Annotated in this window: 8 protein-coding genes; 5 read left to right on the plus strand and 3 right to left on the minus strand. The window is 62.9% G+C overall.

Annotated features, from left to right (window positions below):
• The first annotated feature begins 61 nt into the window (after positions 1–61).
• Together BB029_RS29540 and uvrA are read left to right on the plus strand one after the other, a co-directional pair.
• Positions 62–1,774 (plus strand): ATP-binding protein, encoded by a 1,713-nt coding sequence (locus BB029_RS29540; RefSeq protein ID WP_065941957.1) that lies wholly within the window; start codon positions 62–64, stop codon positions 1,772–1,774.
• Entirely contained in the window at positions 1,771–4,290 is a 2,520-nt protein-coding gene (gene uvrA, locus BB029_RS29545; protein WP_065941958.1) for an excinuclease ABC subunit UvrA, read from the plus strand. The genes BB029_RS29540 and uvrA overlap by 4 nt, the downstream gene beginning before the upstream one ends.
• Before the next feature lie 119 nt (positions 4,291–4,409).
• Here the strand turns inward: uvrA and tkt are convergent, their stop codons facing one another.
• A complete protein-coding gene (tkt, locus tag BB029_RS29550) occupies positions 4,410–6,467 on the minus strand; it encodes a transketolase (RefSeq protein WP_065941959.1) in 2,058 nt (685 codons plus the stop codon).
• A gap of 175 nt (positions 6,468–6,642) precedes the next feature.
• Between tkt and BB029_RS29555 the strand changes: the two genes are divergently transcribed.
• Positions 6,643–6,867 (plus strand): DUF465 domain-containing protein, encoded by a 225-nt coding sequence (locus tag BB029_RS29555; RefSeq protein ID WP_065941960.1) that lies wholly within the window; start codon positions 6,643–6,645, stop codon positions 6,865–6,867.
• Positions 6,868–7,117: 250 nt separating this feature from the next.
• Here the strand turns inward: BB029_RS29555 and BB029_RS29560 are convergent, their stop codons facing one another.
• Positions 7,118–8,494 carry a VOC family protein gene (locus BB029_RS29560; RefSeq protein WP_065941961.1) on the minus strand — a complete coding sequence of 459 codons (1,377 nt, stop codon included), beginning with the start codon at positions 8,492–8,494 and terminating at the stop codon, positions 7,118–7,120.
• Between the two features lie 288 nt (positions 8,495–8,782).
• On the opposite strand from BB029_RS29560, the gene BB029_RS29565 reads away from it, so the two are divergent.
• Entirely contained in the window at positions 8,783–10,192 is a 1,410-nt protein-coding gene (locus BB029_RS29565) for an OprD family outer membrane porin (protein WP_065941962.1), read from the plus strand.
• Positions 10,193–10,261: 69 nt separating this feature from the next.
• Complete coding sequence (locus BB029_RS29570; protein WP_065941963.1) at positions 10,262–12,898, plus strand: glucosidase; 2,637 nt, start codon at positions 10,262–10,264, stop codon at positions 12,896–12,898.
• A gap of 67 nt (positions 12,899–12,965) precedes the next feature.
• Here BB029_RS29570 and BB029_RS29575 read toward each other — a convergent pair whose 3' ends face one another.
• Positions 12,966–13,280, minus strand: a complete 315-nt coding sequence (locus tag BB029_RS29575; protein WP_065927178.1) for an SCP2 sterol-binding domain-containing protein — start codon at positions 13,278–13,280, stop codon at positions 12,966–12,968.
• Positions 13,281–13,289: the final 9 nt, after the last annotated feature.

A 13,289-nucleotide genomic window follows, 5' to 3' on the forward strand; every position in this document is an offset into this window, starting at 1 on the left:
CCATCGCCCCTTGATACGCTCCAAATTTTGCGACCGTCCTTTCTCTGCGCAGAGCCGAACGATGCAATTCTTATCCGACCCCCACGGCTGTGAAGGTTGGGCCGGCGAAATGGCCCAGCGCATTCGCGCATTTGACTGGTCCACCACCGACCTGGGCCCCCTTGATCGCTGGTCCACCAGCCTCGCCTGTACCGTGCAGATGATGCTGGCATCCCCCGTGCCCATGGTGATGCTCTGGGGGCCGGCGGGGCACATGATCTACAACGACAGCTATTCGGTGTTTGCCGGTGGCCGCCATCCTTATTTGCTCGGCACGCCGGTGGAGCTGGGCTGGCCGGAAGTCGCCGACTTCAACCGCCATGTGGTGGACACCTGCCTGGCCGGCGGCACCTTGTCGTTCAACAACAAAGACCTGGTACTGCTGCGCAACGGCCAGCCGGAAACGGTGTGGCTGGATCTCTATTACAGCCCCGTCGCCGGGGATAACCAGCAACCGGCCGGTGTGCTGGCGATTGTGGTGGAGACCACCGCCCATGTGCATTCCGAACGTGTGCGCCAGGAATTGACCCATAACCTGGAGCAACGGGTGGCCGCCGAAGTCCAGGCGCGTTCCGCCGCCGAAGACCAACTGCGCCAGTCGCAAAAGCTCGAAGCCATTGGTGGCCTGACCGGTGGCGTGGCCCATGACTTCAATAACCTGTTGCAAGTGATCGCCGGCAACCTGCACCTGCTGGCCCGCCATGAACCGGAGAATGCCCAGGTGCAACGGCGGGTCACGGCGGCCATCGCCGCGGTGGAGCGGGGCGCCAAACTGTCCTCGCAGCTGCTGGCCTTTGCCCGGCGCCAACCGTTGTCACCGGCCGTGTATAACCCGCAGCGCATCTACGCCGGGCTGGGCGAACTGCTGCAACGTGCGTTGGGTGAAACCATTCATATCGACGTGCAGCTGCCCCAGGATTCCTGGTGCATCAACGTCGATCGCAACCAGCTGGAAAATGCGCTGCTCAACCTGGCGATCAACGCCCGCGACGCCATGAAAGGCGAAGGCGTGATTCGCATCACCGGCGAAAACATCATCCTCAACCCCAAGGATTGCCGCGGCAAAAGCATCAAGCCAGGCGAGTATGTGCGCCTGGCCGTCACCGACATTGGCGTGGGCATGCCGGCGGCGATCCTGTCGCGGGTGTTCGAGCCGTTTTTCACCACCAAGCGCGATGGCCACGGCACCGGCCTTGGCTTGAGCATGGTGTTTGGTTTTGTCCGCCAGAGCGGTGGGCATGTGGACGTGTGGAGCGAGGAGGGCAAGGGCACCGTGGTGCAAATGTACTTTCCGCGCAGCCTGGGCGAAGAAGTCCAGGAGACTCACCCAGAACCCGTGCCCCACGACATGGGCCAGGAGACCATCCTGGTGGTGGAGGACAACGAGGATGTGCGGGTGACCGTGGTGGACCTGCTCGAACAGGCAGGCTACACGGTGTTGACCGCCGAAGACGGCGACCGCGCGATGCAAGCCTTGCAGGACGGCGTGCGGCCCGACCTGATCTTCACCGATGTGGTGATGCCCGGCCGTATCAAAAGCACTGACCTGGCCGAGTGGGCCCGCGTCCAGACGCCGCCGGTGGCGGTGCTGTTCACCTCAGGGCACACCCGCGACATCCTCTCCAGCAATCACCTGCTCAGCGCTGACATTCACTTGCTGAGCAAACCCTACAGCCCCGAGGCCCTGACGCAACGGTTGCGCAGCGTGCTCACCGCCAGACAAGGTTGTTCATGACGTCACAGCGCAACATGCCTCCGATCACTGCCCAGCACCTTGGATTCGTAAAGGTGCGCGGCGCCCGTGAACACAACCTGAAGAACGTCGACGTGGACATTCCCCGGGATGCCCTGGTGGTGTTTACCGGCGTCTCCGGCTCGGGCAAATCGTCCCTGGCGTTTTCCACGGTGTATGCCGAGGCCCAGCGCCGCTATTTCGAATCGGTGGCGCCCTATGCACGGCGCCTGATCGATCAGGTCGGCGTGCCCGATGTCGACAGCATCGAAGGCCTGCCGCCCGCCGTGGCGTTGCAGCAGCAGCGCGGCACGCCGAGTGCGCGTTCCTCAGTGGGCAGTGTGACCACCCTGTCGAGCCTGATCCGCATGCTGTATTCGCGTGCCGGCAGCTACCCGCCGGGACAGGCGATGCTGTATGCCGAGGACTTTTCGCCGAACCTGCCCCAGGGCGCGTGCCCGCAATGCCATGGCCTGGGCCGTGTGTATGAAGTGACCGAGGCGCTGATGGTGCCCGATCCGTCCCTGACCATCCGCCAGCGCGCAGTGGCGTCCTGGCCCCTGGCGTGGCAGGGCCAGAACCTGCGCGACATTCTCGTGACCCTGGGCTATGACGTGGATGTTCCCTGGCGCGACCTGCCGAAAAAGCAGCGCGACTGGATCCTGTTCACCGAAGAAACCCCCACCGTACCGGTGTATGCCGGTTTCACCCCGGCGCAAACCCGCGATGCACTGAAACGTAAGCTGGAGCCAAGCTACCAGGGCACGTTCAGCGGCGCGCGGCGCTACATTTTGCACACCTTCACCCACACCCAAAGCGCGCTGATGAAGAAGCGCGTGTCGCAGTTCATGCAGGGCAGCGCCTGCCCGTTGTGCGAGGGCAAGCGGCTGACCCGGGCGGCGCTGTCGGTGAAGTTTGCCGGGGTGGACATTGGCGAGTTGTCGCAACTGTCATTGACGCAATTGGCCACGTTGTTGCGGCCGGTGGCGGCGGGGCAGGACAAGATGAAGCTGTCGGTGGAAAAACGCCTGGCGGCCCAGCGCATCGCCGAGGATCTGCTGGAGCGGGTCAGTACCTTGATCGAATTGGGGTTGGGCTATCTGTCCCTGGAGCGCAGCACGCCGACCCTGTCGTCCGGGGAGTTGCAGCGCCTGCGCTTGGCCACGCAATTGGGTTCGCAATTGTTCGGGGTGATCTATGTGCTGGATGAACCTTCGGCAGGCCTGCACCCGGCGGATGGCGAAGCGTTGTTCAGCGCGCTCGAACGTTTGAAAGCGGCGGGCAATTCGTTGTTTGTAGTGGAACATGACCTGGAAACCATGCGCCGCGCCGACTGGCTGATCGATGTGGGCCCGGCCGCCGGCGAGCATGGCGGGCACGTGCTGTACAGCGGGCCACCGGCCGGTCTGGCGGACGTTGAGGCGTCGCAGACCCGGGCCTATCTGTTCGCCGACAAGCGCCCTGGGAACCCGGCGCGCCGTGAACCCAGCGGCTGGCTGAGCCTGGAAGGCGTGACGCGCAATAACCTCAAGGACCTGAGCGTGGATGTCCCGTTGGGTTGCTTTACGGCGGTCACCGGTATTTCCGGCTCGGGCAAGTCCAGCCTGGTCAGCCAGGCGCTGCTGGAACTGGTGGGCAGCGGCCTCGGCAGCCGGGTGGAAAACGACGAAGAGCCGAGCCTGGAAGACGACGCCCCGCAAATCAGCGGCGGGCGCATCAGTGCCGGCCTGGAGCACATCCGCCGCCTGGTGCAGGTGGACCAGAAACCCATCGGCCGCACCCCGCGTTCCAACCTGGCGACCTACACCGGTTTGTTCGACAACGTGCGCAAGTTGTTCGCCGCCACGCCAGCGGCGAAGAAGCGCGATTACGACGCTGGGCAGTTCTCCTTCAACGTCGCCAAGGGCCGTTGCCCGAACTGCGAAGGCGAGGGCTTTGTCAGCGTCGAATTGCTGTTCATGCCCAGCGTCTACGCACCGTGCCCGACCTGCCACGGCGCGCGCTACAACCCTGAAACCCTGGCCGTCAAATGGCAAGGCCTGAGCATCGCCCAGGTGCTGGGGCTGACCGTGGAACAAGCGGTGGAGGTGTTCGCCGAACAACCTGGGGTACTGCGTTCACTGCACGTGCTGCGGGATATCGGCCTGGGTTACCTGCGCCTTGGGCAGCCGGCGACGGAACTGTCCGGCGGCGAAGCGCAACGCATCAAACTGGCCACCGAGCTGCAACGCAATGCCCGGGGCGCGACGTTGTATGTGCTGGACGAACCCACCACCGGGCTGCACCCACGGGACGTCGACCGCCTGCTAAGCCAGCTCAATCAACTGGTGGATGGGGGGCATACGGTGGTCGTGGTGGAACATGAAATGCGCGTGGTGGCCCAGAGTGACTGGGTGATCGACATCGGACCGGGAGCCGGGGACCTGGGCGGCAAGGTGGTTGCCAGCGGGACACCGCAGAAGGTGGCCAAAAACAAAACCAGCCGCACCGCGCCATTCCTGGCCCGAGAGCTGTTCTAACAAGCGATGTTGTCCAAATGTGGGAGGGGGCTTGCTCCCGATGAGGGAGTGTCAGTCGCTAATAATTTGACTGAGCCACCGCCATCGGGGGCAAGCCCCCTCCCACATTTTGCTCAGCGTTAGGTCAGGTTGATCTGTGCCCTGGCCTGCTTCACCACATTCTCAACCGTAAACCCGAACTGCTCCTGCAACTTCGCCAGCGGCGCCGATGCGCCGAAGCTGTTCATCACCACCTTGGCGCCGGTCTGGCCGACATAGCGGTCCCAGCCCAAGGGGCCGGCCTGTTCCACCACTACCCGTGCCTTCACTGCCGGCGGTAACACGCTGTCGCGGTAGGCTTGGTCCTGGTCTTCGAACAGTTCCCAGCTGGGCATTGAAACCACCTGCGCGGCAATCCCTTCGCTTTTCAACTGCTCATACGCCGCGACCGCCAGGCTGACTTCACTGCCGCTCGCCAGCAGAATCACCTGAGGATCATCCGCCTTCGCCAGCACATAGGCGCCCTTGGCCGCCCCCGACGCCGCCGCGTACTGGGTACGATCCAGCGTCGGCAGTGGCTGGCGGGACAGTATCACGCAACTTGGCCGGTGGGTCTGCGCCAGTGCGACCTTCCACACTTCCAGGGTTTCATTCGCGTCGCCGGGGCGCAGGGTCAGCAGCCCCGGCGTGGCGCGCAGTTGGGTCAGGTGTTCGATGGGCTGGTGGGTCGGCCCATCTTCGCCCACGCCAATCGAGTCATGGGTGAACACGAACACCACCGGCAGCTCCATGATCGCGGCCAAGCGGATCGGCGGCTTCATGTAGTCGCTGAACACCAGGAATGTCGAGGTGTACGGCCGCAGGTAGGACAGCGCCATGCCATTGGCAATCGCGCCCATGGCGTGTTCGCGGATGCCGAAGTGCAGGTTGCGCCCGCTGTAGTCATCTGCGCTGAAGCGCCCGGCGCCGTCGAAGGTCAGGTTGGTCTTGGTCGAGGGCGACAGGTCCGCCGAGCCGCCGAGCAGCCAGGGGATGTGCTGGGCCAACGCATTCAGCACTTCGCCTCCGGCAGCACGGCTGGCCACGCCCTTGGCGTCGGGGTCGAAACCGGGCAGGTCATCCTGCCAATGCTCCGGCATTTCGCCGGCACGCATGCGGCGCAGCTCTTCGGCCAGTTGCGGCTCGTGCTGCTGCAGCTGCGCCAGGCTGTGCTGCCAGGCGTCATATAACGGCTGGCTGCGCTCCAGCAGGGCGTCACGCAACACCGTGCGGGCCTCGTCGGGGACCAGGAAGCTGGAGTCCTGCGGCCAGCCATACGCAGCCTTGGTCAGGCGGATCTCTTCATCGCCCAACGGCTCGCCATGGGCGGCGGCGGTGTTGTGTTTGTGTGGCGAACCGTAGCCGATCACGCTGTCGACCACGATCAGGGTCGGCGCGCCGGTGTTGCCCTTGAAGGTGTTCAGCGCTTCGCTCAAGGCCTGCAGGTCATTGGCATCGGTGACGTGCACGGTGTGCCAGCCATAGGCCTGGAAGCGCTTGATCACGTCTTCGCTGAAGGCCAGCTCGGTGTGGCCTTCAATGCTGATGGTGTTGTTGTCGTAGATCCAGCACAGGTTATCCAGCTTCAAGTGCCCGGCCATGGACGCGGCTTCACTGCTGATGCCCTCCATCATGTCGCCGTCGCCGCACAGGGTGTAGACGTTGTAGTCGAACAGCACCTGGCCGTCGCGGTTGAAACGCTTGCCTAGCCAGCGCTCGGCCATGGCCATGCCGACGCTGTTGGCGCAGCCCTGGCCCAGCGGCCCGGTGGTGGTTTCCACACCGGTGGTCATGCGGTACTCGGGGTGGCCGGGGGTCTTGGAACTCATCTGTCGGAACTGCTTGATATCGTCCAGGCTGATCGCCGGTTGCCCCGAACGTTTGCCGTGGGCATCGATCTCGACCACACCGGCCAGGTGCAGCAGCGAATACAGCAGCATCGACGCATGCCCCACCGACAACACAAAGCGGTCACGGTTGGGCCAGTCGGGATGCTCGGGGTGGTAACGCAGGAAGCGGCTCCACAGCGTATACCCCACCGGCGCCAGGCCCATGGGCGTGCCGGGGTGGCCGGAGTTGGCCTTCTGCACGGCGTCCATGGCCAGGGTGCGCAGGGTGTTGATGCATTGGGTGTCGACAGCGGTGGCAGCATGAGTCATGAAACCGTTCTCCCTCGGGTGGCGATTTACAGTGGAGGGCGGGGGGTGGCAAAGGTTTGATCCCAATGCCCGCGCCGCGACGAACGGGGATGGATTGACCCTGAACATGACAAGACCGGCTGGAATGGGCTAGCTTCAAGGGGGTAAGCCATTGATCAACTTGCGGAGGTACGCCATGCCAGTGAAACACGACCTGTATCAGGACTTGGGGTTGAGCAAGGAAGCCGTTCACGAACGCAGGGCGAACGACAAACGCCTGGACTCGCTGCTCACTCAATACGATGCGGCCGACGGGGAGGTGCTGAAGGCGGAATCGGCCAAGGCCAGCGATGAGGAGGTGGAGAAGCTGAAGAAGAAACGCCTGTTGGTCAAGGACGAGATTGTGGGGCGATTGGGTTAAATGAAAATCTTGACCCACCGGTAGGAGCGAGCTTGCTCGCGAAGAGCGTCAACGATTACGCAGCTCTTCTGATTTAACGCGGCGTTCTCAAGTTTTTCGCGAGCAAGCTCGCTCCTACAAAAAGCACGGCATATTTATTCAGGATTGTCTTAGGGGCATCATTCACGCCACTGCCTATGATCCCGCCCGGCCCTGGGGACTGTTGCGGCGCAAGGATTGCGCCGGTGAGCCGGGTGGGCTCTTTCCGTTTCTACACCAGCAGTGCCCGAGTGCATTCATCTATGGAGCGCTGCTGCGTCTCGCCATACACCTTCAATTCATCGACAGTCGTGCGCCCCAGGGCCTTCTCGAATTCGGCCTGGTTCGAATTGGCCGCGTAGTGACTCTGCGCCCCATCCCCCAGGTTCGACTGGAAAATCCCCGCCGCACTCACCGGCAGGAAATCCTCATACACCAAGGGTTCGACGGCCACATGGCCGGCGGCGACCAGTGCCTCCAGTGTGCGCGGTTGGTCGGCCTGGCCGCGTGCCGCCAGGCCTTTCTCCGTGGCGAAGTAGCGGAAGTAGGCCAGATCCTGCTCACGCATCTGCCCGTGGTTATCCGGGAAGGCCTGGAAGTGCTGCTCCATCAACTGCATGTAGCGCGCGGCGTTGCCCTCGTTGGGGAAGGCACCCAGTTCGTCGCGCGCGGCATTCAGCAGGTGGTCGTACAGCGCACGGCCTTTAGGCGTCAGCGCCACGCCACGCTGTTCGATTTCGCCGAAGCGCGCGCTGTGGCTGCCCTGGGCATCGGTGAAGGCGATGGGTTCGTCGAGGGCCTTGAAGCTGGTCTGGCGCAGCAGGATCGGGCACTGGCGGCGAGGCGGGCCTTCGATCACGGCCTTGGGGGTGATGCCCTTGCCGGGCATGGCGACCTGGACCTGGTCGATGTCCAGGGTGCGCGGGGTCAGGTGGTTGATGTGCGGGCCCTTGAAGGCCACCACGTCAGCGATCAGGCGGTGCTGGTCGCTGAGTTGCTGGTACTGCGCGGCGGTAACGGTCGCGGTGTGGTGCCAGCGGAAGGTTTCCAGGGCCTGGCGCACAAACTCATCGGCATCCGCAGCGTTGAGGCCACCGTCCTTCTCCGCTTGTTCGATCAGCGCCAGGGCGCGGGGGGTGAATATCGAGCGCTTGGCCAGGGCGGTTTCGGCAAACCCGCGCAGGTCGGGGTTTTCGATCAGCTCCAGGCGCAGCAGCGAGGTAAACACGCGAAACGGGCTGGTTTGCAGCGCGCTTTCGTGCACGGCGCGGAACGCCGTGGAATGCACCGGCACGCCGGCGGGGGTCAGGTCGTAGTAACCCACCGGCTGCATGCCCATCACCGCGAACAGGCGGCCGATGGTCGCCAGTTCCGCCGCGGTGCCGAGGCGGATGGCGCCATGGCGTTCCATGTCCAGGCGCTGGATCTCACCGGTGCGTTGCAGCTGTTGCGCCAGGTCCGGTTCGCTGGCGAGTACGCGGGCGTTGGTGGCGGCGACCAGCTCCATCAGTGCGCCATACAGCGGAACTTCATCTCGGTACATGTCGGACATGGCCTTGGAAAAGCCCTTGCGGATCTCGTCGGGGCTGACATGTGCGGTGCTGTGCATAGAAAAATTCCTGATCACGATGCTGATGGGCGCGGCCGATACCTGGATTTTGTTGGGCTGTGGGCGGGCGTGCAAACGAAGAATCCTCTGGACTTCATTCTGCAAATGAATGAAATGACGTGAATATGACAAAAAACGGCGGTAGGGAAATTTCATTTTCCAGGCCCTTTTCTAAAGAAAGCTTCACGAGGTCCGCCCTGGCCGGCATGAAAGAATCGTCACGTTTGCAGAGCCGACAGTGGGTTTGCACGCCAAACACGATAAAAAAACATTCAGGGGCCGCAGTTAATGAAAATTTCTACACTGGCGCTGTCGATCACCGCCGCCGTTCTTGCACAACAGGCTTACGCTGATGACTTCGGGCTCGGCGCGCTGGGCACGGGCAATGGCCACAGCGGCTTTCTCGAAGACAGCCATGCGTCCGTCAGTTCGCGGACCATGTACTACAGCGCAGATAACCGCTCGGGCACCAACAACGACTTGCGCGAAGCTGCTACCGCACTGCGTTTCGACTACAAATCCGGCTTCACCCAAGGCACCGTTGGCCTGGGTTTCGACGTGATGGCCTTCGGCGCCCTGCGCCTGGACGGCGGCGATGGTCACACTGCGGGCCCGGGCCTGGCGGGTAATGGCAACAGCTTCTTCCCGACCAAAAACAACGGCACCGAGCCGGCCGACTCCTTCGGTCGCGCGGCCGGTAACGTGAAGTTCCGCATTTCCCAGACCGAGTTGCATGTCGGTGGTGGCCTGGCGCCGGTGCTGCCGATCCTGGTCTCCAACGACAGCCGCGTGGCGCCGCAAACCTTTGACGGCGGCATCCTCACCTCCAACGATATTCCCAACGTCACCTTCACCGGCGGCGAGCTGAACCGCGCCGAAGGCCGTGCCTCCAGCAACTCCACGGGCTTGAGCGTGGCCGGCGGTACGCGCGACAGCGACAGCTTCAAATTCGGTGGGGTGGACTACAAGCCGTTTGGTTCGTCCGACAACGCCATCGCAAAAAACCTGACGTTGCAGTACTACTACGCCCAGTTGCAGGACTTCTACAAACAGAACTACGTCGGCTTGGTCCACGTGCTGCCCCTGGGCAACGACCAGTCGTTCAAGACCGACCTGCGTTACTTCGACAGCAGCAGCGACGGCAAGAATGGCGAGAGTGGCTACCAATTCAACAACAACGGCGGCTACGCCAAGCACGCCAACGAAGTGGACAACAAAACCTACAGTGCCGCGTTCACCTACCAACTGGGTGGCAGCAGCTTGATGCTTGGCCACATTGGCGTGGGTGACGATGGTGGTTTTGTCTGGGTCAACCAGGGCAGCCTTGCCGATCCCCACGCCCAAGGCGCCGGCGGCAGCGACTTCTACCTGTTCACCGATGCGGTGGTGGGCCAGTTCTCCCGGGCGGGCGAGCAGGTCAACTTCGGGCAGTATGCGTATGACTTCAAGGCCTACGTGCCGGGCCTGAAAGCGTCCGTGGCCTACCTGGACGGTACGGATATCAAGTCGAAGGTCGCCGGTGGCCCTGACCAGAAAGAAAACGAAACCGACTTCCGCCTGGACTACGTGGTGCAGGCCGGTCCTCTGAAAGGCTTCGGTACCACCTTGCGTACCGGCACCTATCACGGCAAAAACACCGGCACCGCCGACCAGGACCAGACCCGCCTGATCTTCAACTACACCTACGCCATCTTCTAAGTCTTCATGTGCACCCGGGCGTCATTGGGCTCTACACTGCTCCTCACCTGGTAGGCGATGGAGGACCCGATGACGGCCACACCCGACACCCGAATACTGGACACGATTGAAGGCCAACGCCTGGCGACGCCGGAGGCCGAGCGTTGGCGCGAGTGGGGCCCCTATCTGAGCGAACGCCAATGGGGCACGGTGCGCGAAGACTACAGCGCTGACGGCGATGCCTGGGCTTACTTCCCCCATGAACATGCGCGCAGCCGCGCCTATCGATGGGGCGAGGATGGCCTGGCCGGTTTCAGCGACAAGGCGCAACGCTGGTGCCTGGGCCTGGCCCTGTGGAACGAGCGCGACGCGATCCTCAAGGAGCGCCTGTTCGGCCTGAATAACGCCGAGGGCAACCACGGTGAAGACGTCAAGGAACTGTACTTTTTCGTCGACGGTGTGCCCAGCCATGCCTATATGCGCATGCTCTACAAATACCCCCATGCGGCCTTTCCCTACGCCGACCTGATCGCCGAAAACGCCCGGCGCGGGCTGGGCGATGCCGAGTACGAGATCCTTGATACCGGCGTGTTCGAAGACAACCATTACTGCGACGTCAGCATCGAATACGCCAAGCACCAGCCCGACGATATTTTCATGCGCGTCACCGTGCACAACCGCTCGCAGCAGCCGACGCGCCTGCAGGTGCTGCCGCAGCTGTGGGCGCGCAATGACTGGAGCTGGACCTCGGATGCGCCCAAGCCGCAGTTGAGGCTGGACGGCGAACACGTGCTGGCCCGTCATCATGCACTGCCCGATCTGCGCCTCAGCGCCTGGGGGCAGGAGAGTGTGGAATGGCTGTTCTGTGAAAACGAGAGCAACTTCCCGCGACTGGGCGGGCAACCGGCGCCGGGGCCGTTCAAGGACGGGATCAACGATTATGTGGTTGAAGGGCTGGACGCTGCGATTCGTCGCGACACCGGTACCAAGGTTGCCGCACGCTTTATCCTTGAACTGGCGGGCCTGCAAAGCAAAAGCCTTTACCTGCGCCTTGCGCCCGTGGACGCGCCCGAGGTCAACGCGCGCAAACTGTTTGAACAGCGGCGCCAGGAGGCCGATGACTTCTACGCCGCCTTGCAGCAAGGCATTGCCGATGACGACGCGCGCAATGTGCAGCGCCAGGCCCTGGCCGGCTTGCTGTGGTCCAAGCAGCTCTACTATTTCGATGTGAACCAGTGGCTCGACGGCGACCCCGCCCAGCCCGCGCCACCGCCCGAGCGCCTGCATATCCGCAATACCCATTGGCGGCACCTGTCCAACTTCGACATCCTGTCCATGCCCGACACCTGGGAATACCCGTGGTACGCCTCCTGGGACCAGGGCTTCCAGGCGGTGGCGTTTGCCCTGATCGATCCGGGGTATGCCAAGCAACAGTTGTTGTTGCTGGTGAAGGACCGCTTCATGCACCCCAACGGCCAACTGCCGGCCTATGAATGGCGCTTCGACGACGCCAACCCACCGGTGCATGCCTGGGCCAGCTGGCGCGTGTACCAGCAGGACAAGGCGCTGACCGGTGTGGGCGACCTGGATTTCCTCGAGCGGATCTTCCACAAGCTGCTGCTGAATTTTTCCTGGTGGGTCAACCGCAAGGACGCCGAGGGTCGCAACCTGTTCCAGGGCGGCTTCCTGGGGCTGGACAATATCGCCTTGTTCGACCGCTCGGCCGCGTTGCCGCCGGGGTATCAGCTCGATCAGGCCGACGGCACCGCCTGGGTGGCGGCGTATGCGCTGGACTTGATGCGCATCGGCCTCGAGCTGGCCAAACGCAATGTCGTGTACGTCGATATTGCCGTGAAGTTTTTCGAGCACTTCCTGTACATCGCCGGCGCCATCAACCGTGTTGACGACAGCGCCGAAGGCCTGTGGGACGAGCAGGACCTGTTCTTCTACGACGTACTGCACCGTCCCGACGGCCAGAACGAGCCGGTGCGCCTGCGCTCCATTGTCGGCCTGATGCCGTTGTTTGCCGTGCTGGTGCTGGAGCAGCGCGAACACGAGGGGCTGGAAGGGTTGCGTGAACGGTTGTTGGGTTTCATGCATCACCGGCCGGACCTGGCCAAACTGGTGTCGCGCTGGAACGAACCGGGCCAGGGCAATCGCCTGTTGTTGGCGCTGTTGCGTGGCGAGCGCACCAAGGATTTGCTTCGGCGCATGCTCGATGACGACGAATTCCTCTCGGCCTTTGGCGTGCGCTCCCTGTCCAAGGCGTTCGCCGAGCAGCCACTGGCGCTGAAGATGAATGGCGACACCCTGTGCGCCCGTTACCAGCCGGGTGAATCCGACTCGCGCCTGTACGGCGGCAACTCCAATTGGCGCGGGCCCTTGTGGATGCCGGTGAACTACATGCTGATCGAATCGCTGCGGGAATTTCACCGCTACTACGCGGACAACTTTTCGGTGGAATACCCCACGGGCAGCGGGTATCTGGCATCCCTGGAGGACGTGGCCGACAGCCTCAGCCAGCGCTTGACCCGCCTGTTTCTGCGGGATGAAAACGGTTCACGACCGTCGATGGCGGGGTATGCGCAGTTGGAGGCGGACCCGGCCAGTCGTGACCTGGTGTTGTTCCATGAGTATTTCCATGGCGAGACGGGGCGGGGGTTGGGGGCTTCGCACCAGACCGGATGGAGTGCGTTGGTGGCGTTGCTGCTACAGCCCAGGATCTGAATACCACCGTAGATCAAATGTGGGAGGGGCTTGCCCCCTCCCACAGAGATTCAGGGTTGCCCGTGAATCAGGAAGGGAACAGTTCGCTCAGCTTCATGGCCAGCATCATGTCGCCTTCGGTGCGCAGCTTGCCGCCCATGAAGGCCTGCATGCCGTCTGTGGAGCCGTCGACGATGCCCTCAAGGGTCTCGCTGTCCATGACCAGGGTCACTTGGGCGTCCGGGTTTTCGCCTTCCAGCAGTTCACAGGTCTTGTCTTTGACCACCAGGGAAAAGTTCTTGGTGTCGTCGATACGGAAACCGAACACCAGGTCCAAGCCTTCGGCAGCGCTTGGGTTGAATTTGGCTTTCATTGCTTCTACGGCTTTAGCTACGTCAGTCATGGTTTCGAT

The sequence above is a fragment of the Pseudomonas sp. S3E12 genome (assembly GCF_001702295.1).
GTDB classification, from domain to species: domain Bacteria; phylum Pseudomonadota; class Gammaproteobacteria; order Pseudomonadales; family Pseudomonadaceae; genus Aquipseudomonas; species Aquipseudomonas marginalis.